This window comes from Streptomyces sp. NBC_00252, assembly GCF_036187565.1.
Classification (GTDB): Bacteria; Actinomycetota; Actinomycetes; order Streptomycetales; family Streptomycetaceae; genus Streptomyces.
On record NZ_CP108087.1, the window covers coordinates 8,920,391 to 8,944,048 of the forward strand.

The following is a 23,658-nucleotide window of genomic DNA, read 5'->3' on the forward strand; positions in this document are numbered from 1 at the left end:
GGCTACGCCTCACCCTCGAAGTTGGCCCGCCAGGTCAGCAGCCGGCGCGACAGGATCCGTACGGCGAAGTCGCAGGCCAGCCCGAGCAGCGCGTACACGACGAGGCACAGCACGATGACGTCCGTACGGAAGTACTGCTGGGCGTTGCTCATCAGATAGCCGAGCCCCGCGTCCGCGTTGATCTGCTCGGCGAACACCAGCGCCAGCCACGCGGTCGACAGCGCGTACCGCAGGCCCACGAGTGCCCCGGGCAGCGCGCTCGGCAGGATGACGTACGTGATCAGACCGAGCCGCCCGAGCCCCATCATCCGTGCGGCCTCCACGAGTTGGGCGTCGGTGGAGCGGATGCCGCCGTAGATGTTGAAGTACAGCGGATACGTCACCCCGAGCGCCACGAGCGCGATCTTCGGGGTCTCCTCGATGCCGAACCAGACGATGAACAGCGGGATCAGCCCCACCCAGGGGATCGCCCGGAACATGCCCATCGAGGAGTCGATGACGTCCTCGCCGAGCCGGAACAGCCCGGCGAGCAGCGACAGGACCAGCGCGACGGTCGCCCCGATCAGGAACCCGATGGCGGCGCGGCGGCCGGACGCGGCGATGGCGTGCGGGAGTTCGCCGTTCTTCGTCAGGTCCACCGCCTGCTGGATGACGTCGACGGGGGAGGCCAGCACCGATTCGGGGAGCACTCCGGTGGCGGAGGTCAGGAACCAGAGCAGGACGAGTCCTACGGGTCCGGCGGCGCGCCGCACCGAACGGGGCACGGTGAAACGGCGGTCGACCTTCGCGGTCCCTCGGATGGTGACCCGGGTGGACGGCGCGGCGGCGACGTCCTTCTGCTGCGGCAGCACGGCCGCGTCCAGCGGCTCCGTCGTCATGGCCGGTGTCCCGTCGCCGCCGGGCGCGCGGGGTCGGCGGACCAGGCGGACCAGGAACCCGGGAAGAGCGTCGCCTCGAACCCGGCGATCGCCAGTGCCGCGATCTGATGGGCGGCGGTGACACCGGACCCGCAGTACACGCCGACGCGCGTCGCTGGGTCGGCCCCGCGCTCCTCGAACCGCTTGCGCAGCAACTCCGGTGCCAGGAACGTCCCGTCCGCCGCCAGGTTCTCCCCGGTCGGCGCGGACACGGCCCCCGGGATGTGCCCGGCGCGCGGGTCCACCGGTTCGGCCTCACCCCGGTAGCGCTCACCGGCACGGGCGTCCAACAGCAGTCCCGATACGGCGAGTTCAGCGGCACCGTCGGCATCGGTGACCGGCAGCGCACCCGGGCGGAGCGCGAGGTCACCGGGTGCCGGATCGGCGGGGACCCCGGACTCCAGCGGCAGTCCCGCCCTCCGCCAGGCGCCCAACGCCCCGTCCAGCAGGGTCACTTCGGTGACGCCCGCGTAGCGCAGCAGCCACCAGGAGCGGGCGGCGGCGGTGTTGCCCAGGTCGTCGTGGACCACGACACGCTGACCGGCGCCGATGCCCCAACGGCGGGCGGATTCCTGGAGTGCGGTGAAGTCGGGGAGGGGGTGCCGGCCGCCCTCGGGGCTCGGCGGTGCGGCCAGTTCGGCGTCCAGGTCGACGTAGACCGCGCCGGGGATGTGGCCGTCGGCGTAGTGGTCGCGGCCGTGGGGGTCACCGAGGGCCCAGCGGACGTCGAGCAGGACGGGAGGCTGCTCGGAGCCGAGGAGCTCGGACAGTTCGGCGACGGTGGTCGTCACGCGGCCGGTCATGTCAACTTCTCCGCGATCAGGGGCAGTTCGCGGATGCCGGGGGTCTGACCGGCGTCGTGGATCTCGGGCGCCTCACGGACTTCGGAGGTCAGCCGGAGCCGTTCGAGGAACAGGACGACCGTGGCGGCGGCAGTGCGGTGCAGGGCGTCGTTGAGGACATCGTGCCGGCCGCCGTGGAAGACGACGGTGTGCACGCCCGCGTGACCGTCGTAGACGCTCAGCGCCCGGTCGAGCGGGCTGATCGTGTCGTCCTTGCCGTGCAGGGCCAGGACCGGGACGTGCACCAGGTCGAGGCGCGGTGCGGGCAGGTCGGGGGTGCCGTCGATGGCTCCGCGCCGGAAGCCGGGGTCGCCGGTGAGGCGGCCCTGATGGGTCGGGCAGGCGGTGCGGGCCGCGGCCTCCTGCTCCCAACTGCCCGCCGTCCAGGCGCCGGTGGGCAGCCCGGCCAGGATCAGGGCGTCGACGCCCGCGGTCCGCTCGGCGGCGAGTTGAAGGGCGTAGAGCGCGCCCGTGTCGGAACCGACGAGGACCTTCGGGCCGGGCAGCGATTCGTCGGCGAGCAGCTTGGCGGCCTGCTCCAGGACGGCGGGGTCGGCGGTCGGGTCGCCGAGGGCACGGACACGGTAGGCGTCGAAGCCGAGGCGGCGGCCGAACCGCTCGTAGATGCCGCCGTGTTCGCCCCGCCCGGCCAGCACGATCAACGTGCCGCGCGCGGTGAGGCCTTCGGGTTCGTCCCAGGACGAGACGGAGGAGGAGGGCATGGGGTGGCAACTCCCAACGAGGGGAAAGGGGAGGGGAATTGAGGGTGGGGGGGGAGGAAGTGGGCAGGCCGGAGCCGCCGTCACGTGTCAGTGCGCAGGGCGGACGTGATCAGCGGGAACTCGGGAAGGGGGTGCCGCGGAGAGGCGGTGGGTCAACGACAGCGCGCGCTGCACGCCACGCCGAAGTCGATGACTCGGCGCTGCGTCAGAAGGGCAGCGGAAGCGGGCGTGTGCAGCATGCGCCCATCATGACCGGCCGCGAGCGATCGCGTCCAACGATGATTCCGCATCGAAACCGATCAGCTGTCGCGATCGTTGCCCGCGACAGGCTACCGTCACCGGCATGTCCCCACCTGTCCTCGACATCGTGGCCCTGCGCAGCCTGACCGCGATCGCGGACCGAGGCGGTTTCCACCGCGCGGCACAGGCCCTCGCCCTGAGCCAGTCCGCGGTCAGCCAGCATGTGCGCAGGCTGGAGAAGACACTGGGCCGCCCGATCGTCGAGCGGGAGGGACGCGGCACCCGGTTCACACCCGAGGGACGGCTCCTCCTCGAACAGGCCCGCCGCATCCTCGCCGTGCACGACGAAGCCGTACGCACGCTGCTCGATGTGGACGGCGACACCGTCACGATCGGCTCCACCGAACACGCGGCCGACCAGTTCCTGCCACGGCTGACCGCCGCGGTCCAGGAGGTGCGGCCCGGCTGTCGGGTCCGGTTCCGCATCGACCGCTCGGCCCGGCTCGTCGAGGCCGTGGAACGCGGCAGCGTCGACGTCGCGGTGTACGTCACCGAGGCCGCCGCCACCGAGGGCACACCGGTCGGCGGCCTCCCGCTCACCTGGCACGCGACCCCCGGCTGGCAGCCACCGGCCGCGCCCGCGCCCGTCCCGCTGGTCGCCATCGAGGACCCGTGCGCGATCCGCCGCCGCGCCATCTCCACCCTCGCCGCGCACGGCGTGCCCGCCGCGGTCGTCGGCGACGCGGGCTATCTCGCCGGGGTCCTCGACATCGCGCGCACCGGGCAGGGCGTCGCGCTCCTCGCGGCCGTCGGTTCGGCTCCGGACGGACTGACTCCGTACGACGGGCTGCCGTCCGTCACTCCGATCCCGATGAGCGCGCTGGCCCGGCCGGGCGCCGATCCGGCGACGGTCGACGCGGCCTTCGCGGCCGTACGGGATCTGCTGCGCTGACGAGGGTGTGCCGGCGGGAGATCGGCCTGAACTGCCCCCTGCGGTGCGGTAGTCCGGCCCGATATGGAGGAAAGATCCCTCGGGGGGATTCGGCGAGTCGACAAGGGGGCGCGATCGTCGTGAGGGTCGTCCTGCTCGGTACCGCCGCCGGTGGCGGTTTTCCGCAGTGGAACTGCGCCTGCGCGCTGTGCGCCGAAGCCCGCGACGGGAAACTCCCCTCGCGCACCCAGGAGTGCGTGGCCGTCACCGGCAACGCGCGCGACTGGTGGCTGCTCAACGCCTCGCCCGACCTCCGCACCCAGCTCACCGCCACCCCCGCACTCTGGCCGGGCCCCGGCCCACGCGACACCCCGGTGCGCGGCGTCCTCCTCACCGACGCCGAGGCCGACCATGTCGCGGGCCTGACCGTCTTGCGCGGGGCGGCGGGCCTCAAGGTGTACGCCCCCTCGCCCGTCCTCGCCGCGCTCACCCCGGCCCGCGCGGTCCTCGACCGCTACGCCCCCTGGGAGTGGTCCGACAGCCTCGGCGAGGACGGCTTCGTCCTGGCCGGCGGCCTGGTCGTCACCGCGCACCCGATGACCACCGAGACCCCCAGGCACGTACGGCCGCGCCCACCGGACGCCCGCTGGGTGACGGCGTACCGCATCGAGGACCTGGCCACCGGCGGAGCACTTGTCTACGCACCCTGCGTCCCGGCCTGGACGGACACTCTCGACGACCTGCTGACGACCGCCGACTGCGCGGTGCTGGACGGCACTTGCTTCACCGCGGACGCGTCGGTTACGACGCCCAGGGGCGCCCCCGCCGGTCCGCCGACCAGGGGACACCTGCCCGTCGCCGGCCCCCGCGGGAGCCTCGCCGAGCTGGCCCGCCACCCCGGGGTCCGCCGGATCTACACCCACCTCGACAACACGAACCCACTGCTCGACGCGGGCTCGGCGGCGCGGGCCCAGGTGAACGGGGCCGGGGTCGAAGTGCTCATGGACGGGGCCGAGTTCGTGGTGTGAGGGGGCGCGTCAGCTGTCGGTGCCGGCGTCGGGGTCGTCCAACATCCGTGCCAGGGCGCTTCGTTGGAGCGGGAGCACCTCCGCGTGCAGGTCGCGGCCCTTCCGGGTGAGCGCGACCCACACCCCGCGCCGGTCCTCGATGCACACGGAGCGCTCCACGAGGCCGTCCTTCTCCAGCCGCCCGATGAGACGGGAGAGCGCGCTCTGGCTGAGATGCACCCGTCCGACCAGGTTCTGCACCCGGCACTGGTCGCCCTCCTCGGGCGACTCGGCCGCGAGCATGTCGAGCACCTCGAAGTCGCTCGCACCCAGGCCGTGCGGGTGCAGCACACGGTCGATCTCGCACATCGTGCGCGCGTGCACGGACAGGATGTCCCGCCACTGTTCCTCTAGTTGCCGGGCACCGGCCGACGTCACTGCCATATACGAACGGTACACCGATTCGGCCAGTTATTGAGCACGCAACTAGTGCGTGTGCAAGTAGTCGACCGGTCCCGGGCCAGGCGGCGGGATGCGGCGTCAGGCGGCCGGATTCTGCGTGAGGCCGACGAAGTTCCCGTCCGCGTCCTTCACGAACGCGATCAGCTTGCCGCCGCCGACGTCCTGGACGTCCTGCACCAGCTCGGCGCCCGCCTCCACCATGGCCGCGAGCCGGGTCCGGATGTCGTCCACGGTCCAGTACGGCACCGGCCCTGTCATGCCCCGGGCGTGGCCGTTCGGGTCCAGGCCGACGTCCTGTCCGGCGGCCTTGTAGCCGACGTAGTACGACTCGTCGGCGTACGGCTCGACGCCCAGCAGTGCGCCGAACAGGGCCTTCGCGGCGCCGAGGTCCTTGACGGGGTAGATGATCGTGTTCAGTCCGTCGGTCATGGCGAGCTCCTCCGTGAAGCGTGGTCCGACGGATTTCGCCGGTGAATTCAGGCTAGGGCGGGGGAGGGGGCGGGGGCTTCTTCGATCCTGATCGAGTGGGCCGTGTGGGGGCATCCGGCGATCTGGCGCCCGATTCCGATGCCCGGTGCTCACCAATCGATGTTGACCGCCAAGAAGGGCTCGTTCTCGGGGGCCTCTTTGCGGGCCTTCAGGGCTCGCTCGGCGGGTTCGCCGACCGGTACGCGGAGCGGGGGCTCGGGGTGTTCGATCGTGTCGGCCACCGCGGCGGCCACGTCCTCCGGGGTGATGGCCTCGCCGCGGAGCGCGGGCAGCGCCGCGTACAGCGGGCCGTAGGGATCGTCCTCCTTGAGGAACACCCTGGCGCGTTCGCCGCCGCCCGAGGAGACCGCGCCCGGCTGCAGGATGCTCACCTGGACGCCGAAGTGGCCCGCCTCGATGGCGAGTGTCTCGGCCAGCGCCTCCAGCGCCCACTTGCTGGCGGCGTAGGGGCCGATCACGGGCAGTACCAGGCGTCCCTGGATGCTGGAGACGAAGAGGAGCCGGCCCGCTCCGCGCTCGCGCATGGCGGGCAGTACGGCCTGTGCCACGCGCAGGGCGCCCAGGGTGTTGAGCTGAAAGAGCCGTTCGACCTCCGCGAGCGGGACGCTTTCCAGGGGTGCGCGCACGGTGTCACCGGCGTTGCTGATGAGGACGTCGATGTGGCCGGCGTCCCGGACGGCCTGGTCGACGCTCTCCTGGTCGGTGACGTCGAGACGCAGCCGCTGGTCGACGGGGAGATCGGCCAGGGTTTCCGGTCGGCGTGCGGTGGCGATCACGCGGTGACCGCGTTCCGCGAGCGTGAGGGCGATGGCGCGGCCGATGCCCTTGGAGGCGCCGGTGATGAGTACGGATGACATGGGAGGACCTCGTCTTTCGTGGGGTGCGGGAGCGGGTGCGGGTCAGGCGGCGGCTTTGTCGCCGACGAGGTTGCCCCGCATGAGCCAGGTCGGGCCTTCTGCGTAGGTGCCGGCTTCGGCGAAGAAGGCGGCGAAGTAGGGGCCGGTGGCGTGCGTGGTGAACGCGTCGAGGTCGGCGTAGACCTCGTTGAGGTAGAAGACGTCCGGGTTCTCCTCGTCGGCGATGACCTCGAACCGGTGCGAGCCGGGCTCGTTCGCGAGGGAGTCACGGGCGGTCCTGTGAGCCGCTTGGACGAAGTCGTCGCGGTGCTCGGGCTGGACGGTGAAGGACACGAGGAACTGGTACATGAGGGGCTCTCCTCCAGGCGGGGACCGGTCGGTTCCGGTTGATTCAGTGAGGTGACGACGGGTGGTTCAGTGACTGAACTGCCCATGCGAGACCACCGTAGCACTGCCAGTTCAGTGAGTGAACTGCTGCTGGTAGAATTGGGGGTATGACGCTTCCCAGCACCTACACCGACGGGAACTGCCCCCTCGCGCGCACGCTGGAGGTCGTGGGCGAGCGCTGGACGCTCATGATCATTCGCGACGCGTTCTACGGCGTCCGGAGGTTCGGCGACTTCGCCACGCAGCTCGGTATCCCGCGGGCCGTTCTCACCAACCGGCTGAAGTCGCTCACCCAGGAGGGCGTGCTGACCCGTGAGGACGACGGGGCCGGTGTCGTCGAGTACCGCCTGACCGACAAGGGCCTCGCCCTGTGGCCGGCCGTGCGCGCGCTGATGAACTGGGGGGAGGCCTTCTACTCCCCGGCTGGGGTCAAGCGGCTGCTCCGCCATGACCTGGACGGGGGGGTCCTCGACGGGGACGGCCGGTGCGGGGAGTGCGGTGCGGTGGTCCCGGTCCAGGAGATCCGGAGCGAACCCGGACCCGGCTACCGGTCGGCCGGGACGGACAGCGATCCCATCTCCAGCGCGATCAACACGCCGCGACGACTGCTCGAACCGATCGTCACGGGGCGCGCGGCGGGTTGAGGCGGCGGGCGGATCGGGTGTCGGACGGGGAGCTGTGCCGGCGACGAAGTGCGGTGCCGGGTAAGGCAGTTGGGGTCGCGGGAACCGGGGTTCTCGTGCTTCGGACAGAAGCGCGCAGGTGCGAGCTGATGCCGTTGGCCGTGACGCGGCTGGGAGCACGTGAGGAGTGGGCCGCGGGCGGCGAGGGGGAGCGGGACCGGCTGCCGGGTCGGCTCGCCGGGGCATTCCCGCCCACCGGACCCCGGCCCGGCCGCAACGGGTCATCGGCCCATTAGCTGACCCCGGACACGCTGATGCCGGCCGACCAGGGCTGCGGCGTCTTTCGGGGCTGGTCTGCCGAGCGGTGGCAGCGGCTCTGCACGCGACCCTGCGCCCGTTCGGACAACCGGGTCGGTACGCCGGGCATCGGCGGCGCGTACCCCCAGGGCTGAGGGCCGGGCTGCGTGCCGCCGCAGGCGCAGTGCGTTCAGGCGCGTACCCCCAGGGCTGAGGGCCTGACTCCGTGCCGCCGCAGGCGCAGTGCCGGGCCCCGTTCGGGCCGCCCGGCTGCGACCTTCTCCCCCTATCGACCCCCCTCCCGCCCATGGCCCCCTCGCTCACGCACGCCCACCCCGATCACCCAGCGAAGCGTCCAGTGGCGCCGAAAATCGAACACGTGCTTGAATTTGGGTATGCCATTGTTTCTCGACCGCCCCGCCCAGACCCACCAGGAGGGGACTGCCCCCTGTCGACAGCTCGCCCGACGACCCGATCGCACCGACCTGCGCCGACGGCTGGAACGGAGCGCGGGGCGGCCATCAACTCAGCTGTATTTTCAGGCCCGTTGGCGCCGACAACCGCCACGTTCCGTCGCGTGGTGCGAGCCACGTGACCTGGGGCGGTCGCCCGGAGTCGTGGATGAGCGGCTCGGCCGATGACTGACTGGAACGCGGAGTCGCAACCCCCGGACGAGCCCGACGGCGTACCCGTGCCGATTCGCGTGATCGTCCATCCGCCGTTGGCCAAGGGCGGCCGGCGTGTACGCGTGGACGGCGTGATCCTCGGCCTGGCCCACAGTGCCACCGACGTGGCGGAATTCCTTCGCCGAGCCGGACTGGACATCGACCCGGCGGAACTGGCGGGGCAGCCGTGGATCGACTGGCGCGGTGTGGGGCCCGAGCGATGGGGCCCCGAGACAGGTAACTGAACCACTGGCGGCGACGGTTGGCGCCGACCCTGCCCGCAAGAGCCCGGCGTCTCGACGCCCCGGCTCCTCAACTCCCTACCTGGGCCGAGCCGTTACCCACCCCCTCACGTCGACTCCCGCTTCACCAACTCCGTCGGCAGTATCACCGCCGCCGTGTCCTCCCCGCCGATCTGCGCCAACAGCACCCGCACCATCTCCGCACTGATCCGGTCGAACGGCTGCCGCATCGTGGTGAGTTCGGGGCTGGACGCCAACGCCGCGGGGGAGTCGTCGAAGCCGCCGACCGCCACGTCCTCCGGTACTCGGCGCCCGGCCCGTTCCAGGGTGGTGAGTACGCCGCGGGCCATCAGGTCCGAGGCGACGAACACCGCGTCCAGGTCCGGGACCTGGGCGAGCAGACGCTCGGCGCCCCGCTCACCGCTGAGGCGGCTGTAGTCGCCGGAGACGATGAGGTCGTCGTCCACGTCGATGCCCGACTCGGCGAGCACCTCCTTGTAACCGGCGAGGCGTTCGATGCCGCCCGGTGTGTCCAGCGGCCCGGTGACGGTGCCGATGCGGCGGCGGCCGAGGGAGAGGAGATGGCGGGTCATGTCACGCGCGCCGTCCCGGTCGTCGGCGGCGACGTAACTCACCTTGGAGCCGAGCCCGATCGGCTTGCCGCAGGCCACCAGGGGGACGCCCGCCTCGCTCAGCTCCTCCGCCACCGGGTTCCCGGAGTGGCTGGAGACCAGCAGGACGCCGTCGACGTGCCCGGAGGTGATGTACCGGGTGATGCGCCGCCGCTCGTCCTCGGTGCCGGCCAGCATCAGCAGGAGCGGGATGTCGTGCGCGGCCAGCGCCTGGGTGCAGCCGCGCAGCAGGACGTTGAAGTTCGGGTCCTCGAAGAACTTCTCCTGCGGTTCCGTCAGCAGGAAGCCGACCGAGTCCGAGCGCCCGGTGATCAGTGAACGGGCGTGCCGGTTCACCACGTAACCCGTCTTGCGGATGGCCGCGTTGACGGCCTCCTGCGCGGCCGGGCTCACATAGTGCCCGCCGTTGAGGACACGCGACACCGTGCCCCGCGACACACCGGCCTCGCGCGCCACGTCATGGATCGTCGGCGGCCTGCGCCGACCCCCCGTATTGCTCATGGTCAAGACTCTACGGCTCCTGGGCCCGCAGTCCGTAGCACAGGGATGGGAGCGTTCACAGCAGAGAAACGTCAGGGCTCCTTGTCAGCGGTCACGAACGTGCGGTTATGTTGGGGTCGCGTCCTGGGTCGTGCTGTGTGCACGTTCCCAATTGATCGATTACGGGAGAGATCCATGCCGGAGACCACCCCCAAGGGCCTCACCAGGCTCGCCTTCGGTGGGGACTACAACCCCGAGCAGTGGCCGGAGAGCGTCTGGGACGAGGACGTCCGGCTGATGCGGGAGGCCGGCGTCACCCTGGTGAGCGTCGGGATCTTCTCCTGGGCGCTGCTGGAACCCGAGCAGGGTGTGTACGACTTCGGCTGGCTGGACCGGATCATCGGCCTGCTGCACGAGAACGGCATCCGCGTCGACCTCGGCACGCCCACCGTCTCCCCGCCCGCCTGGTTCTACCGCGCCCACCCCGAGGCGCTGCCCGTCACCGCCGACGGCACCCGCTACGAGTTCGGCTCACGCGGCGCGATCTGCCACAGCAACGCCGACTACCGCGCCGCCGCCGCGAACATCACCACCCGGCTCGCCGAGCGCTACGGCGACCACCCCGCCCTCGCGCTGTGGCACGTCTTCAACGAGTACGGCGTCCCGGTCTCCGCCTGTTACTGCGACTCCTGCGCCGCCCACTTCCGCCGCTGGCTGGCCATGACCTATCAGACCGTCGACGGCGTCAACGCGGCCTGGGGCACGGCCTTTTGGGGCCAGCGCTACGGCGACCTCGGCCAGATCAACCCGCCGCGGCTCACCCCGACCGCCGTCAACCCGGCCCAGGCGCTGGACTACACGCGCTTCGCGGACGTCACGATGCGCGAGAACTTCATCGCGGAACGGGACATCCTGCACCGCCTCTCACCCGGCGTCCCGGTCACCACCAACTTCATGGCCGCGCTCAGCCAGTGCGAGTCCGTGGACTACTGGGCCTGGGGCCGCGAGGTCGACCTCGTCACCAATGACCACTACCTGATCACCGACGGCCGCCGCACCCACGTCAACCTCGCGATGGCCGCCGACCTCACCCGCTCCGTCGCGGGCGGCGCCCCCTGGCTGCTCCTCGAGCACTCCACCTCGGGCGTCAACTGGCAGCCCCGCAACCCCGCCAAGGCCCCCGGCCAGATGGCCCGCAACGCCCTCTCCCACGTGGCGCGCGGCTCGGACGGCGCGATGTTCTTCCAGTGGCGCCAGTCCCGGCGCGGCGCCGAGAAGTTCCACTCCGCGATGCTCCCGCACGGCGGCACCGGAACCCGCGTCTGGCGCGAGGTCGTCGAACTGGGCGCGTCTGTCGCGGAGTTGGGCGAGATACGCGGCACGCGCACGCAGGCCGACGTGGCCGTCGTATGGGACTGGCATTCGTGGTGGGCGCAGAAACTGGAGTGGCGTCCCAGCCAGGACCACGACGCCCGTGAGCGCGCCGACGCGTTCTACGAGGCGCTCTACGACCGGCACCTGACCGTCGACTTCGCGCACCCGGAAGCCGACTTGTCGGCCTATCCCCTTGTCGTCGTACCGGCGTTGTACCTGATGACGGAGGCGGCCGGGCGCAATCTGAAGCGGTACGTCGAGAACGGCGGCACCCTCGTCGTCTCCTACTTCTCCGGCATCGTCGACGAGCACGACGCCGTCCACGAGGGCGCCTGTCCGGGCGCGCTGCGGGACGTACTCGGCCTGACCGTCGAGGAGTTCTCGCCGCTCCTCGCCGACCAGCGGGTGCGGATCACCGGACCCGACGGCTCCGAACTCACCGGTGACGTCTGGACCGAGTTCGTCGTCCCGGACGGCGCCGAGACCGTGTGGACGTACGCCGAGGGCCTCACCGCCGACCATCCGGCCGTCACCCGGAACCGCCTCGGCGACGGCACCGCCTGGTACGTGTCGACGCGCCTCGACGCTTACGGCGTGGACGCCCTCCTCGGCTGGGCGGCCGAGGACGCCCGGATCACCCCGCGCGCCGACCTGCCGTACGACGTGGAGGTTGTCCGGCGCGAAGGGGCCGCGGGCGACTACCTCTTCGCGATCAACCACAGCGCCTCGGACGTCAAGGTCCAACTCGGCGCAGACGGGACCGAGTTGCTGACCGGTGAGCGTGCCGCGGGGGGTCTCGCGGTGCCCGCCGGGGCCGTGCGGGTCGTACGGCTCGACGGCTGAGCCGACTCCCCTCCGCCCGCGCGAGCCGTGAGCCGCGGGTGGAGGGGGACGTCCTCCGGGGCCCTCCGGGCGTGCGGTTCTGTTCGGCTACGGCGGTGCGGTTCGGCCATGTCCGGGTCCGGTGGCCGGAGGCCGGTCACGCTGGTGCGATCCCGTCCCACCCGCAGTCCCGCGCCCCAGGGCCGGTCGGTCCCCTCGAACAGGACCGGTCGGTCCCGGACAAGGGTCACCGAGTCCGGGACGCGGCGAGCCGTGCTGCGGGAGAGTGGAAGGACGCGGCAAGCGGCGAGCAGGACGGAGGGTCACGAGATGCTGAGGACTCCGGCAGGTCAGCGGCGGTTGGACATCCTGGAGTGGCTGAGAGAACCGGCCGCCCATTTCCCCGCCCACCGGGTCGTCCCCGAGGCCGGTGTGAGTACGGAGGCGGTCGCGGCCAAGCTGGGCGTGTCCCGCCAGGTCGCCGACACCCACCTCGAACTCCTCACCTCGCTGGGCCTGTTGAGGGCGCGGCGGGTCCGGCGGCGCACCTACTACCGGCGCGACGAGGTCCGTATCGCCGAGGTGGCCCGGATGTTCGAGAAGGGCTGGTAGGCCGACCCTCCTGACGGGCTCGGCCGCACGGGGTGTCACACCTTGTCCTGCTCGGAGCGCGTCGGCGGTTCCTCCTGCTCGGCCTCGGTCACCGGGTCCTGCGCTGCCTCCGGCGCTCCCGGTTCCGTGCGGAACGCGGCGCCGGGGTCCCCGAACCGCTCGCACAGCAGCCTGCCCAGCAGCGCGCCGCCGTAGAGCACGAAGCCCACGCCGACCAGCCAGGACTCCACCACCAGGACCGTGCCGACCGGACCGTAGCTGACCGCGTTGGTGACCAGGAGCGGGGTGAACACCAGATACGAGAACCAGCGCAGGCCGACCAGGCCCGCCATCGTGGCGAGCGCGCCCGGGAGGAGGTAGCGCCAGGGGACCTGGCGGTTGAGCAGGAAGTGCGGGCCCCACCAGAAGAACAGCAGGCCGGCCGCCATGCTGAGCAGGATGCGGGGCGTGCCCGCGAGGACGTTGCGGGTCTGCACCTGCGCGTACAGGTAGCCCATCAGCATGACCAGCCACACCAGTTGGCGTCGCCAGATGCGGTGCCAGGGGGCGTCGGTCGGGCGCCACACGTGTTCGTAGCCGTTCTGCACGCTCGACGCGAAGGACAGGCCGAACAGGGCGAGCAGCGCGACACTCAACGCGCTGGTGGTGCCGATGACCTTGCGGGGCGGGGTGAAGACGTCGGTGAGCGCGCGGGCGGAGCGGCCGGACAGGTCCATGCCGTCCACCAGCCAGAGCGCGAACCCGCCGTGCCCGAGCGGATCGGCCGCGGCCACCACGATCAGCAGTGGCGCGAGCGTGACCAGGGCGAGCGTCGCGAACCCCATCGCCCGGTGCAGCAGCTCCAACTCCCGCCCGCGCCGGTTGAGTTCGGCGAGACCGAGTCCCTGCCACACCGCGCGCACCCGTCTCATCGCGGATGTCCCGAACACCGGGTGGCCGACCGTGACATGTGGGCCCCCTCTCGCCGACCGGCAGCGAAAATCGGGTCACCGGGAATACGCTCGGCAAACGTGGCCGGGTGCCGCGATGACCGGGAAGAGCAGCAAGCGTACGCGCGCCCGACCCAACCGTGGAGGTTTTCATGGACCGACCCGACGACCGATCCGATGGCCGACCCGATGGCCGATCCATGGGCCGCCCCGACGCCCTGCGTGCCCGCCGCTACGTCGCGATCGGCGGCCGGGGTCCGGAGGACGTGGTGGCCGATGCCCGCGGCCGGGTGCTGACCGGTGTCGAGGACGGCCGCATCCTCCGGCTCGACGGACTGCTCGACCCCGACGCGGTCCGGGTGGAGACCCTCGCGGACACCGGCGGCAGGCCGCTCGGCCTCGAACTCCTCCCGGACGAGGGCCTGTTGGTGTGCGACGCGGAGCGCGGGCTGCTGCGGGTCGACCTCGGGAACGGCGCCGTGCGCGTCCTCGCGGACTCGGTGGCGGGGGAGCCGCTGCGGTTCTGCAGCAACGTGGTCGCCCTGTCCGACGGCAGCGTGTACTTCACCGTGTCCAGCCGTCGCTACCCCCTCGACCAGTGGCTCGGTGACATCGTCGAACACACCGGCACGGGACGGCTGTTGCGTCTCGCGCCCGGCAGCGCCACCCCCGAAGTCCTCCTGGACGGGCTCCAGTTCGCCAACGGCCTTGCGCCCAGCGCCGATCAGTCCTTCCTGGTGATCGCGGAGACCGGCGCCCGCCGCCTCACCCGCTACTGGCTCACCGGACCCGAGGCGGGCCGTAGCGGACCCTTCGTCGAGGATCTCCCGGGTATGCCCGACAACCTGTGGCGCGCGGGCCCCGACGGGCCGATCTGGGTCGCGCTCGCCGGACCGCGCGTGCCCCCGCTCGACCTCCTCCACCGCGCCCCCGACGCCGTACGGCACACAGCCGCCCGGATCGCCGTACGCGCGCCCTACCGTCCGACCGGCACGATCGGGGCGCTCGCGGTCGACGACGAGGGCCGGGTCGTGCACCGTCTCGCCGCGCGCGGCTCGTCCTTCCGCATGGTCACCGGCGTCTGCGAGGCGGCCGGTCACCTGGTGCTGGGCAGCCTGCGGGAACGCGGTGTCGCGCTGTGCGAGCCGCCCGCCCCGAAGTGACCCCGGCGCGCCCCCGGCGTTACCCTGATGCCCGGCCGCGATCAGCTCTCGCGGCGCGGCGGTGGGGCCCGCCGTACCCGAACCGCGGCAGAGGTGCCGCCAACGGTCCCTACTTGTGAAGGCGTGCGCCCACAGGGCCCCCGACGAGTAGGAGACGTACGGCCATGACAGCCCCCGAAGCCGAGAGCCTGCGCACGCGGTCGCAAGGCCCGCGCCCGTCCGTCTGGCAGGGGCAGGGGCCCGTCGTCGCGGTGGTCGCGCTCGGCGGTGCGATCGGGGCCGTGGCCCGGTACGCGGCCTCGCTCTGGTGGCCCGCCTCGGACGGGGGTTTCCCCTGGACGACCTTCGGGATCAACGTCGTCGGCTGTGCCGTGATCGGTGTGTTCATGGTGGTCATCACCGATGTGTGGGCCGCCCACCGGCTGGTCCGGCCGTTCTTCGGCACCGGGGTGCTCGGCGGCTTCACCACCTTCTCGACGTACGCCGCCGACATCCAGAAACTGATCGACGCGGGCCATCCCCGCACCGCGCTGGCCTACCTCGCCGGGACCCTCTTCGCGGCCCTCGCGGCGGTGTGGCTCGGCGTGACGGCGGCCCGGCGCGTGCTCACCCGGAGGCAGCGATGACCAGGCTGACCGGCAGCGCCCTGCGGGTGACCGTCTTCATCGGCGAGAACGACACCTGGCACCACAAGCCCCTCTACGCCGAGATCGTCCACCGCGCGCACACGGCAGGGCTGGCCGGCGCCAGCGTCTTCCGGGGCATCGAGGGCTTCGGCGCCTCCTCCCGCATCCACACCTCCCGGCTGCTGTCGCTCAGTGAGGACCTGCCGGTGGCGATCGTGATCGTGGACACCGAGGAGCGCGTACGGGCCTATCTGCCCCAGCTCGACGAACTCGTCACCGAGGGACTCGTGATCCTCGACGAGTGCGAGGTCATCCGGTACGTGGGCCGCACGGATGACTCCGGCGAATCGGACGCGAAGGGTAAGAGGTCGTTGTGAACTGGGTGTTGGTCGTCGCGGGCGCCATGGTCGGTGCCCCGCTCCGCTATCTCACCGACCGCGCGGTGCAGACCGGACACGACACCGTCTTCCCCTGGGGCACGTTCGCGGTGAACGTCACCGGGTGTCTGATCCTGGGCGTGCTGACCGGCGCGGTGTCCGCCGGTGCCGCGGGCCCGCATCTCCAACTCCTCGTCGGGACAGGCCTGTGCGGGGCCCTGACGACGTACTCGACCTTCTCGTACGAGACACTGCGGCTGACCGAGACAGGGGCGGGCCTCTACGCTGCCGCCAACGTCGTCGGCAGCGTGACGGCGGGCCTCGGTGCGGCATTTGTCGGGGTGTCGATCGCGCAGGCCCTGTGGGCGTAACAGGTCGGGCGGATCCGGTGCCCCGCCTCGACCGCCCCCGGCGCTATTGTCTACAGCACTGTCGACCAACTCCCAAGAACTGGATCTCATGAGCGTCATCAGCGTCGGTCAGGCCGCCATTCTCGGTGTCGTCGAGGGGGTGACCGAGTTCCTGCCCGTCTCCTCGACCGGCCATCTGAAGATCGTCGAGGGGCTGATGAACATCCCTGTCGACGACAACGCCGTCGTCGGGTTCTCGGCCGTCATCCAGGTCGGCGCCATCGCCGCCGTGCTCGTGTACTTCTTCAAGGACATCGTGCGGATCGTGACCGCGTGGGGCCGTGGCCTGCGCAACCGGGAGGAGCGCTACCACCACGACTACAAGTTCGCCTGGTGGGTGATCTACGCGACGATCCCGATCGTCCTGGTGGGTCTCGCCGCGAAGCCGCTGATCGACGGCCCGCTCGGCTCGCTGTGGGTGGTCGCCGCCTCGCTGATCGTCGGCAGTGGTGTCATGTGGTGCGCCGACCAGATGGGCCGGCACAAGCGCGGTGAGGACGACACCACCTTCAAGGACGCGATGCTGGTGGGCAGTTCGCAGATCCTCGCGCTGCTCTTCCCCGGTTTCTCCCGCTCCGGCGCCACCATGTCGACCGGTCTCATCCTCGACCTGGACCGCGTCGCCGCGACCCGGCTCTCCTTCTTCCTCGGCATCCCCGCGCTGACCGGCGCCGGCATCTACGAGCTGAAGGACGCCCTGGGCACGGGCGTGGGCGCGGCCCCGCTGGCCGTGGGCACGGTCGTGTCGTTCGTGGTGGCGTACGCCTCCATCGCCTGGCTGCTGAAGTTCGTCGCCAAGCACTCCTTCAACGCCTTCGTGATCTACCGGATCATCATCGGCGTCCTGCTGTTCGGCCTGCTCGGCGCGGGTGTGCTCAACAGCTGACGGCGCGGGGACGATCGACACAGCGGGCGTGAAGCCGGATTTTCAGGCTTCACGCCCGCTGAATTTTTCTTTTCGGACCGCTTGACAGCACTGTCCCGTCACCCGCAGGATCACGTCCGTGAACCTGTCAGACAGCCAGACAGGTGGAGTCGGGCCGCGGCGCGTGAGCGCCATGGAAGCGGTCCTCGTCCACCTCCGCGGCGCCATCGAACGCGGCGACTACGCCATCGGCGACAAGCTGCCGTCCGAGGCGGAGCTGTGCCGCACCCTGGAGATCAGCCGCCCGGTGCTGCGGGAGGCCCTGCGCGCCCTGCAGACCATGGGCCTGACCGTCTCCAAGACCGGCAAGGGCACCTTCGTGGTCGCCAACGCCGTGGAGGACCCCACCTTCGGCGACTACGCGGCCAGCGACCTGCTGGAGGTGCGCCGCCACGTCGAGATCCCGGTCGCCGGCTACGCGGCACTGCGCCGCACCCCGGAGAACCTGGACCACCTGGCCCACCTCCTGGACCGGATGGAACAGGAGACGGACACCACCGCGTGGGTCGCGATGGACACCCTCTTCCACCTCGCCGTCGCCGAGGCGGCCCAGAACCCGGTCTTCCGCCGGGTCATCGAGGAGATCCGCGACGCCCTGGCCCGCCAGTCCGCGTTCCTCAACGAACTCGGCGGCCGGCGCGAGCAGTCCAACCGCGAGCACCGCGCCATCGTCGAGGCGCTGATCGACGGCAGCGAGCCGGACGCCGTCGAAGCCATGTCCCACCACCTCGACCGGGTCGAGACGACCCTCACCGACATCGTGCGCCCCACGCGCACGGACACCCCCACGGAAGGCGAACCCGAGGCGTGAGCGAGCAGTCCCTGCACGACGGCGTGCAGAAACGATCCAGCCATGTCGACGCCGGAGACGCCGGCTACAGCAAGTCCCTCAAGTCCCGGCACGTCAACATGATCGCCATCGGCGGCGCGATCGGCACCGGCCTCTTCCTCGGCGCGGGCGGCCGCCTCGCCGACGCCGGACCCTCCCTCTTCATCGCCTACGCGGTCTGCGGACTCTTCGCCTTCCTCGTCGTCCGCGCCCTGGGCGAACTCGTCCTGTACCGGCCCTCGTCGGGCGCCTTCGTGTCGTACGCCCGCGAGTTCCTCGGCGAGAAGGGCGCCTACGTAGCGGGCTGGATGTACTTCCTGAACTGGGCCACCACCGGCGTCGCCGACATCACCGCCGTCGCCGTCTACACCCACTACTGGGGCATGTTCTCCGACATCCCGCAGTGGGTGATCGCGCTCATCGCCCTCGCGGTGGTCCTCACGGTGAACCTGATCTCGGTGCGGATGTTCGGCGAGCTGGAGTTCTGGTTCGCGATCATCAAGGTCAGCGCGCTCGTCGTCTTCATGCTCATCGGCATCTTCCTGCTGGTCACCCAGCACCCCGTCGACGGCCACACGCCCGGCCCGTCCCTGATCACCGACAACGGCGGCATCTTCCCCAACGGCATGCTGCCCATGCTCCTGATCATCCAGGGCGTCGTCTTCGCCTACGCCTCGGTCGAACTGGTCGGCGTCGCCGCGGGCGAGACGGAGAACCCCGAGAAGATCATGCCGAAGGCGATCAACTCGATCATGTGGCGCGTCGGCCTCTTCTACGTCGGCTCGGTCGTCCTGCTGTCGATGCTGCTGCCCTGGAGCAAGTACACCGCTGACCAGAGCCCGTTCGTCACGGTCCTCTCCCAGATCGGCATCCCCGCGGCCGGCGGCGTCATGAACCTCGTCGTCCTCACCGCGGCCATGTCCTCGCTCAACTCCGGCCTCTACTCCACCGGCCGCATCCTCCGCTCCATGGCCATGTCCGGCTCGGCCCCCAAGTTCACCTCGGTGATGAGCCGCAGCCAGGTCCCCTACGGCGGCATCCTGCTCACCAGCGGCATCTGCGTCCTCGGCGTCGCCCTCAACTTCGTGGTCCCGGCGGACGCGTTCGAGATCGTCCTGAACTTCGCCGCGATCGGCATCCTCGCCACCTGGGGCATGATCATGCTCTGTCACTTCCTCTTCTGGCGGAAGACCGAGCAGGGCGAACTGACCCGGCCGAGCTACCGGTTGCCGGGCTCCCCCTGGACCGAACTCGTGACGCTGGCCTTCCTCGTCACCGTCCTGGTCCTCATGTACGCCGACGGCGGCGCCGGACGCACCACCGTGCTGTGCCTGCCGCTGATCGCCGCCGCCCTGGTCGCCGGATGGTTCGCCGTCCGCCGCCGCGTGGCCGGCACGTCCTCCACCGCACCCGACGCGTGAGACCCACGTCGTCCCGATCCTGACAGGCAGTGATGTACAGCAGTTCCCTCGCGGACCCACCCCTCATCCGTGAACCCCTCCACGCACCCGTCGCCCACCTCATCCGCGGCGGAGTGATCGAGGGCATCCACTACGGCTCCGTCGTCGTCCTCGGCGCCGACGGTCAGGTACAGCTCCAGATCGGCGACATCGAGGCCGCGTTCTACCCGCGCTCGGCGATCAAGCCCGTCCAGGCCGTCGCCATGGTGCGGGCCGGGCTGCCGCTCGACGGCGAGCTGCTCTCGCTCGCCGCGGCCAGCCACTCCGGCGAGGAACGCCACCTCGACGGGACCCGGCGCATCCTCGAACTCGCCGGGCTCACCGAGGACTCCCTGCGCAACGTTCCCGACCTGCCGTTCGACCCGGTCGTGCGGGACGCCTGGGTGCGGGAGGGGCGGGAGCCGTCGCGGCTGGCCCAGAACTGTTCCGGGAAGCACGCGGCGATGCTCTACGTGTCCAAGCTCAACGGGTGGTCCCTGGACGACTATCTCGACCCCGCCCATCCTTTGCAGCAGGCCATCGCGGAGATCGTCGAGGACCTCACCGGGCAGCGGATCGCCCGGGTGTCCGTCGACGGGTGCGGGGCGCCGCTGTTCTCCATCTCCCTGCACGGGCTGGCGCGTGCCGTTGCCCGGATCACCACCGCCGCGCCGGGGACGCCTGAGGCACGGGTCGCCGACGCGATGCGGTCGTACGCGGAGATGGCGTCCGGGGCCGGGCGGGACGTGGCCGCGTTGATGCGGGCCGTTCCCGGGCTGCTGGCCAAGGACGGGTTCGAAGGCGTTCAGGTGGCCGCGCTGCCCGATGGGCGTGCTGTTGCCGTGAAGGTCTCGGACGGGGCCAACCGGGCGCGGATTCCCGTGGCCGCGGCCGCGCTGGTGCGGGCCGGGGTCGAGGAGGGGCTGCTCGCCGAGTTCGCGGGGGAGCCGTTGCTCGGTGGTGGGGAGCCGGTCGGTCGTGTTCGGCCTGTGCGGGCTTTGGACCCTGTGCCGCCGTTGTCCGCGTGTGCCTAGACCGGTTGTGGGGATCTGCGGGCCCGGTGGGAGCTGGTCGCGCCCACGCGGCGGAGCCGCATGTCGATACAGCCCCGCGCCCCTGAAAAGCAGTGCGTTGGCCCTTGACCCCTTTGGAAGGTGACCCTCATGACCGTTGCTGTTCGTCGCGAACATGATCTGCTCGGGGACCGGGATGTACCCGGTGATGCCTATTGGGGTGTCCACACTCTGCGGGCCACCGAGAACTTCCCCATCACCGGGACGCCGATCTCCATCTATCCCCACTTGATCAATGCGCTCGCCGCCGTCAAGGAGGCCGCTGCCCTCGCCAACGAGGAGCTGGGGCTGCTCTCGCCGGAGAAGACGCGCGCCATCGTCGGCGCCTGCCGGGAGATCCGGGTCGGGAAGCTGCACGACCAGTTCGTGGTGGACGTGGTGCAGGGCGGGGCCGGCACCTCGACCAACATGAACGCCAACGAGGTCGTGGCGAACCGGGCGTTGGAGCTGCTGGGGCACGGCAAGGGGGAGTACCAGTACCTGCACCCCAACGAGGACGTCAACCTCGGGCAGTCCACCAATGACGTGTATCCGACCGCGGTCAAGGTGGCGACGGTCTTCGCCGTGCAGGGGCTGCTCACGTCGATGGCTGTACTGCAGGACTCCTTTGCCCGTAAGGCCGTTGAGTTCCATGACGTGCTCAAGATGGGCCGTACACAGTTGCAGGACGCGGTGCCGATGACGCTCGGTCAAGAGTTCTCGGCGTACGCGGTCATGATTGACGAGGACCGTCAACGTCTCGGCGAGGCGGTCCAGTTGATCCATGAGATCAACCTGGGTGCCACCGCCATCGGGACCGGCCTCAACGCGCCCGCCGGGTATGCCGAGTCGGCCCGCCGGCATCTGTCGGAGATCACCGGGCTGCCGCTGGTGACGGCCGCCAACCTGGTCGAGGCCACGCAGGACTGCGGGGCGTTCGTGCAGATGTCGGGGGTGCTCAAGCGCGTCGCGGTCAAGCTCTCCAAGAGCTGCAACGACCTGCGGCTGCTGTCCTCGGGGCCGCGCGCGGGGCTCGGGGAGATCAACCTGCCGCCGGTGCAGGCCGGTTCGAGCATCATGCCCGGCAAGGTCAACCCGGTGATCCCCGAGGTCGTCAACCAGGTCGCCTTCGAGGTGATCGGCAACGACGTCACCATCACCATGGCCGCCGAGGCCGGACAGCTCCAGCTCAACGCCTTCGAGCCGATCATCCTGCACTCGCTGTCGGCGTCCATCACACACCTGAGCGCCGCGTGCGTCACGCTCGCCGAGCGCTGCGTGGACGGCATCACCGCCAACACGGAGGCGCTGCGCGCGAGCGTGGAGAACTCCATCGGCCTCGTCACCGCGCTGAACCCGCACATCGGGTACACGGCCGCCACCGACATCGCCAAGGAGGCCCTCGTGACCGGCCGGGGCGTGGCCGAACTCGTCCTGGAGAAGGGCCTGTTGCCCGCCGAGACACTCGCCGCGCTGCTGCGGCCCGAGATCCTGGCAGGCAACGGCCCCGTGGCCGTCTGAGGCGCGGACGCGCACCAGGACCGGCCCGGAGGCACAATGGTGATCATGTCCCCATCGATGACCTTCCAGCCGGTCCTGGAGCGCATCGCCGGTGAGATCGAGCGCACCCCCGGCCGCGGCCGGCCCGCCGACTACATCCCGGCGCTCGCGGCCTGCGACCCGCGCCGCTTCGGCATGGCCGTCGCGGAACTGGACGGCACCGTGTACGGCGTGGGGGACTGGCGGCAGCCCTTCTCCACGCAGTCCATCACCAAGGTCTTCACCCTCGCCCTCGACCTGGCCCGCGAGGGCGACGAACTCTGGGAGCACGTCGGCCGCGAGCCCTCCGGCAACCCCTTCAACTCCCTGGTCCAGCTGGAGTACGAGAACGGCATCCCGCGCAACCCGTTCATCAACGCGGGCGCGCTCGTCGTCACCGACCGCCTCCAGACCCGTACCGGAGACGCGGCCGGAGAACTGCTGGCGTTCCTGCGCGCCGAGAGCGGCAACCCCTCCCTCGACTTCGACAAGGACGTCGCCGCCTCCGAGTCCGCGAACGGCGACCGCAACGCGGCCCTCGCCCACTTCATGAAGTCCTACGGCAACATCGACAACGACGTGCCCGTCCTCCTCGACCAGTACTTCCGCCAGTGCTCGATCGAGGCGTCCTGCGCCGATCTCGCCCTCGCGGCCGGCTTCCTGGCTCGGCACGGCAGCCGCTCCGACGGCTCCCGGCTGCTCACCCTCACCCAGGCCAAGCAGGTCAACGCGGTGATGCTGACGTGCGGGACGTACGACGCGGCGGGCGAGTTCGCCTACCGGGTGGGGCTGCCCGGCAAGAGCGGGGTGGGCGGCGGGATCATCGCGATCGTCCCGGGGCGGTGCACCCTCGCCGTGTGGGGCCCCGGGCTGGACGAACGCGGGAACTCGGTGACCGGGGTCGCCGCGCTCGATCGCTTCACGACCCTGACCGGAGTGTCGGTGTTCTGACCGGCGTCAGCCGAGGAACTCCATGAGCATCGCCGGCAGCACCTTCCGGTGCATGACCTGCATGTGTGTGGTGCCGGGCAGCACCGCGAGTTGCGCGCCGGGGATCAGCCGCTGCATCTCGGCGAGGTGCTCGACGGGGAAGAAGTCCGTGTCGCCGATCACGAGGAGCGTGGGCGCGGTCACCGTGCGCAGGTCGTCGGCGGTCCAGGGCAGCGGGTCGTTCGCCGCCGCCGCGGACTTGGCGAAGAAGTCCTGGAAGTGCTCGGGGTGCGGTGCGACGGCCGCGTAGGCGTCGGCCATCTCCTGGAAGTCGGCCTTGCTGGGCATCCGGGGCGAGCTGAAGTCGGAGGAACGGATCTCCTCGTGGACGCCGTCCTGGGTGTACTGACTGGCCGCCGGCACGATCCGTCCGACTCGCTCCGGGTGCCGGACCGCGAGCTCCAGCGCGACCAGTCCACCGAGGCTGAAGCCGATGAAGTCGGCCTGCCGGACGCCGAGTTCGTCGAGCAGCGCCACCACGTCGGAGGCCAGGTCCGGGATCGTCAGCGGCCGGTCGGTGTCGGCGGTGTGGCCGTGGCCCTGGAGTTCGGGGGCGATCACGTACCGCTCGGCCGACAGCGTGGGCAGCATCGCCCCGAAGGTCAGCCCGACGGTCTGCACACCGCCGTGCAGCAGCACCAGGGGGCGCCGGCCCTCGTGCTCGGTGCCATGGATCTCGTAGTACATCTCCTGGCCGTTCACCTTGGTGCGGGCGGAGCTGGTCGGCACGGTCATCACGTCCGTTCTGGGAGAGTCGGTCATCAGGGAGACCGGTCGC

At 70.9% G+C, this 23,658-nt stretch carries 26 protein-coding genes; 16 read left to right on the top strand and 10 right to left on the bottom strand.

Annotation, left to right across the window (positions count from 1 at the left end; all coding sequences use genetic code 11):
* Positions 1–2 precede the first annotated feature (2 nt).
* The 3 genes from OHT77_RS39625 to OHT77_RS39635 are packed head-to-tail and all read right to left on the bottom strand — an operon-like array spanning position 3 to position 2,481.
* Positions 3–878 (bottom strand): ABC transporter permease, encoded by an 876-nt coding sequence (locus OHT77_RS39625; protein WP_328833178.1) that lies wholly within the window; start codon positions 876–878, stop codon positions 3–5.
* Positions 875–1,720: a sulfurtransferase gene (locus tag OHT77_RS39630; protein ID WP_328833179.1), complete on the bottom strand. Its 846-nt coding sequence runs from the start codon at positions 1,718–1,720 to the stop codon at positions 875–877. The genes OHT77_RS39625 and OHT77_RS39630 overlap by 4 nt, the downstream gene beginning before the upstream one ends.
* A complete protein-coding gene (locus tag OHT77_RS39635) occupies positions 1,717–2,481 on the bottom strand; it encodes an alpha/beta hydrolase (RefSeq protein WP_328833180.1) in 765 nt (254 codons plus the stop codon). Before OHT77_RS39635 ends, OHT77_RS39630 begins: the two co-directional genes overlap by 4 nt.
* 343 nt (positions 2,482–2,824) lie before the next feature.
* Between OHT77_RS39635 and OHT77_RS39640 the strand changes: the two genes are divergently transcribed.
* Entirely contained in the window at positions 2,825–3,673 is an 849-nt protein-coding gene (locus OHT77_RS39640; protein ID WP_328833181.1) for a LysR family transcriptional regulator, read from the top strand.
* A 119-nt stretch (positions 3,674–3,792) separates the two neighbouring features.
* On the top strand, positions 3,793–4,680 hold the full coding sequence (gene pqqB, locus OHT77_RS39645; protein ID WP_328833182.1) for a pyrroloquinoline quinone biosynthesis protein PqqB: 888 nt from the start codon (positions 3,793–3,795) through the stop codon (positions 4,678–4,680).
* A 9-nt stretch (positions 4,681–4,689) separates the two neighbouring features.
* On the opposite strand, the gene OHT77_RS39650 is transcribed toward pqqB, so the two are convergent.
* The 4 genes from OHT77_RS39650 to OHT77_RS39665 form a co-directional block, all read right to left on the bottom strand.
* Positions 4,690–5,103, bottom strand: coding sequence for a MarR family winged helix-turn-helix transcriptional regulator (locus OHT77_RS39650; protein ID WP_328833183.1), 414 nt, complete (start codon positions 5,101–5,103; stop codon positions 4,690–4,692).
* 96 nt (positions 5,104–5,199) lie between these two features.
* Positions 5,200–5,550 carry a VOC family protein gene (locus tag OHT77_RS39655; RefSeq protein ID WP_328833184.1) on the bottom strand — a complete coding sequence of 117 codons (351 nt, stop codon included), beginning with the start codon at positions 5,548–5,550 and terminating at the stop codon, positions 5,200–5,202.
* Between the two features lie 149 nt (positions 5,551–5,699).
* The gene (locus tag OHT77_RS39660) at positions 5,700–6,467 is read right to left on the bottom strand and encodes an SDR family oxidoreductase (RefSeq protein ID WP_328833185.1); all 768 of its coding nucleotides are present in this window, start codon (positions 6,465–6,467) and stop codon (positions 5,700–5,702) included.
* A gap of 42 nt (positions 6,468–6,509) precedes the next feature.
* Positions 6,510–6,815: a putative quinol monooxygenase gene (locus OHT77_RS39665; protein ID WP_328833186.1), complete on the bottom strand. Its 306-nt coding sequence runs from the start codon at positions 6,813–6,815 to the stop codon at positions 6,510–6,512.
* 146 nt (positions 6,816–6,961) lie between these two features.
* On the opposite strand from OHT77_RS39665, the gene OHT77_RS39670 reads away from it, so the two are divergent.
* Together OHT77_RS39670 and OHT77_RS39675 are read left to right on the top strand one after the other, a co-directional pair.
* Positions 6,962–7,498 (top strand): winged helix-turn-helix transcriptional regulator, encoded by a 537-nt coding sequence (locus OHT77_RS39670; protein ID WP_328833187.1) that lies wholly within the window; start codon positions 6,962–6,964, stop codon positions 7,496–7,498.
* A gap of 979 nt (positions 7,499–8,477) precedes the next feature.
* On the top strand, positions 8,478–8,684 hold the full coding sequence (locus OHT77_RS39675; RefSeq protein ID WP_402413509.1) for a hypothetical protein: 207 nt from the start codon (positions 8,478–8,480) through the stop codon (positions 8,682–8,684).
* A 104-nt stretch (positions 8,685–8,788) separates the two neighbouring features.
* On the opposite strand, the gene OHT77_RS39680 is transcribed toward OHT77_RS39675, so the two are convergent.
* Entirely contained in the window at positions 8,789–9,820 is a 1,032-nt protein-coding gene (locus tag OHT77_RS39680) for a LacI family DNA-binding transcriptional regulator (RefSeq protein WP_266774634.1), read from the bottom strand.
* A 168-nt stretch (positions 9,821–9,988) separates the two neighbouring features.
* Here OHT77_RS39680 and OHT77_RS39685 point away from each other — a divergent pair, with 168 nt between their 5' ends.
* Both OHT77_RS39685 and OHT77_RS39690 read left to right on the top strand, forming a co-directional pair.
* The gene (locus OHT77_RS39685; protein ID WP_328833189.1) at positions 9,989–12,010 is read left to right on the top strand and encodes a beta-galactosidase; all 2,022 of its coding nucleotides are present in this window, start codon (positions 9,989–9,991) and stop codon (positions 12,008–12,010) included.
* A gap of 309 nt (positions 12,011–12,319) precedes the next feature.
* Positions 12,320–12,601, top strand: coding sequence for a helix-turn-helix domain-containing protein (locus OHT77_RS39690; protein ID WP_266774636.1), 282 nt, complete (start codon positions 12,320–12,322; stop codon positions 12,599–12,601).
* Between the two features lie 35 nt (positions 12,602–12,636).
* Here the strand turns inward: OHT77_RS39690 and OHT77_RS39695 are convergent, their stop codons facing one another.
* On the bottom strand, positions 12,637–13,512 hold the full coding sequence (locus tag OHT77_RS39695) for a ribonuclease BN (RefSeq protein ID WP_328833190.1): 876 nt from the start codon (positions 13,510–13,512) through the stop codon (positions 12,637–12,639).
* A gap of 218 nt (positions 13,513–13,730) precedes the next feature.
* On the opposite strand from OHT77_RS39695, the gene OHT77_RS39700 reads away from it, so the two are divergent.
* The 10 genes from OHT77_RS39700 to OHT77_RS39745 all read left to right on the top strand — a co-directional run bounded on the left by OHT77_RS39700 (position 13,731) and on the right by OHT77_RS39745 (position 22,841).
* Positions 13,731–14,693 (top strand): SMP-30/gluconolactonase/LRE family protein, encoded by a 963-nt coding sequence (locus OHT77_RS39700; protein ID WP_328833191.1) that lies wholly within the window; start codon positions 13,731–13,733, stop codon positions 14,691–14,693.
* 164 nt (positions 14,694–14,857) lie between these two features.
* Positions 14,858–15,319, top strand: a complete 462-nt coding sequence (gene crcB, locus OHT77_RS39705; protein WP_328833193.1) for a fluoride efflux transporter CrcB — start codon at positions 14,858–14,860, stop codon at positions 15,317–15,319.
* Entirely contained in the window at positions 15,316–15,696 is a 381-nt protein-coding gene (locus tag OHT77_RS39710) for a DUF190 domain-containing protein (protein WP_328833194.1), read from the top strand. The genes crcB (OHT77_RS39705) and OHT77_RS39710 overlap by 4 nt, the downstream gene beginning before the upstream one ends.
* Complete coding sequence (crcB, locus tag OHT77_RS39715) at positions 15,693–16,067, top strand: fluoride efflux transporter CrcB (protein ID WP_328833195.1); 375 nt, start codon at positions 15,693–15,695, stop codon at positions 16,065–16,067. Before OHT77_RS39710 ends, crcB (OHT77_RS39715) begins: the two co-directional genes overlap by 4 nt.
* Positions 16,068–16,155: 88 nt before the next feature.
* Positions 16,156–16,992 carry an undecaprenyl-diphosphate phosphatase gene (locus tag OHT77_RS39720; protein ID WP_328833196.1) on the top strand — a complete coding sequence of 279 codons (837 nt, stop codon included), beginning with the start codon at positions 16,156–16,158 and terminating at the stop codon, positions 16,990–16,992.
* Positions 16,993–17,164: 172 nt separating this feature from the next.
* On the top strand, positions 17,165–17,842 hold the full coding sequence (locus OHT77_RS39725; RefSeq protein WP_328834461.1) for a FadR/GntR family transcriptional regulator: 678 nt from the start codon (positions 17,165–17,167) through the stop codon (positions 17,840–17,842).
* Positions 17,839–19,281, top strand: coding sequence for an amino acid permease (locus tag OHT77_RS39730; RefSeq protein ID WP_328833197.1), 1,443 nt, complete (start codon positions 17,839–17,841; stop codon positions 19,279–19,281). The genes OHT77_RS39725 and OHT77_RS39730 overlap by 4 nt, the downstream gene beginning before the upstream one ends.
* Before the next feature lie 32 nt (positions 19,282–19,313).
* Complete coding sequence (locus OHT77_RS39735; RefSeq protein WP_328833198.1) at positions 19,314–20,333, top strand: asparaginase; 1,020 nt, start codon at positions 19,314–19,316, stop codon at positions 20,331–20,333.
* A gap of 129 nt (positions 20,334–20,462) precedes the next feature.
* On the top strand, positions 20,463–21,872 hold the full coding sequence (gene aspA / locus OHT77_RS39740; RefSeq protein WP_328833199.1) for an aspartate ammonia-lyase: 1,410 nt from the start codon (positions 20,463–20,465) through the stop codon (positions 21,870–21,872).
* Positions 21,873–21,908: 36 nt separating this feature from the next.
* On the top strand, positions 21,909–22,841 hold the full coding sequence (locus tag OHT77_RS39745; RefSeq protein WP_328833200.1) for a glutaminase: 933 nt from the start codon (positions 21,909–21,911) through the stop codon (positions 22,839–22,841).
* Positions 22,842–22,847: 6 nt separating this feature from the next.
* Here the strand turns inward: OHT77_RS39745 and OHT77_RS39750 are convergent, their stop codons facing one another.
* Positions 22,848–23,642 (bottom strand): alpha/beta fold hydrolase, encoded by a 795-nt coding sequence (locus OHT77_RS39750; RefSeq protein ID WP_328833201.1) that lies wholly within the window; start codon positions 23,640–23,642, stop codon positions 22,848–22,850.
* Between the last annotated feature and the right edge of the window lie 16 nt (positions 23,643–23,658).

What these genes read in the sequence shown, in the direction of transcription:
- OHT77_RS39735 (WP_328833198.1), top strand. Translation starts at nt 19,314, where the DNA reads ATGTACAGCAGTTCCCTCGCGGACCCACCCCTCATCCGTGAACCCCTC.
- OHT77_RS39695 (WP_328833190.1), bottom strand. Translation starts at nt 13,512, where the DNA reads ATGAGACGGGTGCGCGCGGTGTGGCAGGGACTCGGTCTCGCCGAACTC.
- OHT77_RS39640 (WP_328833181.1), top strand. Translation starts at nt 2,825, where the DNA reads ATGTCCCCACCTGTCCTCGACATCGTGGCCCTGCGCAGCCTGACCGCG.
- OHT77_RS39750 (WP_328833201.1), bottom strand. Translation starts at nt 23,642, where the DNA reads ATGACCGACTCTCCCAGAACGGACGTGATGACCGTGCCGACCAGCTCC.
- OHT77_RS39690 (WP_266774636.1), top strand. Translation starts at nt 12,320, where the DNA reads ATGCTGAGGACTCCGGCAGGTCAGCGGCGGTTGGACATCCTGGAGTGG.
- OHT77_RS39670 (WP_328833187.1), top strand. Translation starts at nt 6,962, where the DNA reads ATGACGCTTCCCAGCACCTACACCGACGGGAACTGCCCCCTCGCGCGC.
- OHT77_RS39665 (WP_328833186.1), bottom strand. Translation starts at nt 6,815, where the DNA reads ATGTACCAGTTCCTCGTGTCCTTCACCGTCCAGCCCGAGCACCGCGAC.
- OHT77_RS39630 (WP_328833179.1), bottom strand. Translation starts at nt 1,720, where the DNA reads ATGACCGGCCGCGTGACGACCACCGTCGCCGAACTGTCCGAGCTCCTC.
- OHT77_RS39720 (WP_328833196.1), top strand. Translation starts at nt 16,156, where the DNA reads ATGAGCGTCATCAGCGTCGGTCAGGCCGCCATTCTCGGTGTCGTCGAG.
- OHT77_RS39710 (WP_328833194.1), top strand. Translation starts at nt 15,316, where the DNA reads ATGACCAGGCTGACCGGCAGCGCCCTGCGGGTGACCGTCTTCATCGGC.
- OHT77_RS39685 (WP_328833189.1), top strand. Translation starts at nt 9,989, where the DNA reads ATGCCGGAGACCACCCCCAAGGGCCTCACCAGGCTCGCCTTCGGTGGG.
- crcB (WP_328833193.1), top strand. Translation starts at nt 14,858, where the DNA reads ATGACAGCCCCCGAAGCCGAGAGCCTGCGCACGCGGTCGCAAGGCCCG.
- OHT77_RS39655 (WP_328833184.1), bottom strand. Translation starts at nt 5,550, where the DNA reads ATGACCGACGGACTGAACACGATCATCTACCCCGTCAAGGACCTCGGC.
- OHT77_RS39635 (WP_328833180.1), bottom strand. Translation starts at nt 2,481, where the DNA reads ATGCCCTCCTCCTCCGTCTCGTCCTGGGACGAACCCGAAGGCCTCACC.
- OHT77_RS39625 (WP_328833178.1), bottom strand. Translation starts at nt 878, where the DNA reads ATGACGACGGAGCCGCTGGACGCGGCCGTGCTGCCGCAGCAGAAGGAC.
- OHT77_RS39660 (WP_328833185.1), bottom strand. Translation starts at nt 6,467, where the DNA reads ATGTCATCCGTACTCATCACCGGCGCCTCCAAGGGCATCGGCCGCGCC.
- OHT77_RS39700 (WP_328833191.1), top strand. Translation starts at nt 13,731, where the DNA reads ATGGGCCGCCCCGACGCCCTGCGTGCCCGCCGCTACGTCGCGATCGGC.
- OHT77_RS39725 (WP_328834461.1), top strand. Translation starts at nt 17,165, where the DNA reads ATGGAAGCGGTCCTCGTCCACCTCCGCGGCGCCATCGAACGCGGCGAC.
- OHT77_RS39650 (WP_328833183.1), bottom strand. Translation starts at nt 5,103, where the DNA reads ATGGCAGTGACGTCGGCCGGTGCCCGGCAACTAGAGGAACAGTGGCGG.
- OHT77_RS39745 (WP_328833200.1), top strand. Translation starts at nt 21,909, where the DNA reads ATGGTGATCATGTCCCCATCGATGACCTTCCAGCCGGTCCTGGAGCGC.
- aspA (WP_328833199.1), top strand. Translation starts at nt 20,463, where the DNA reads ATGACCGTTGCTGTTCGTCGCGAACATGATCTGCTCGGGGACCGGGAT.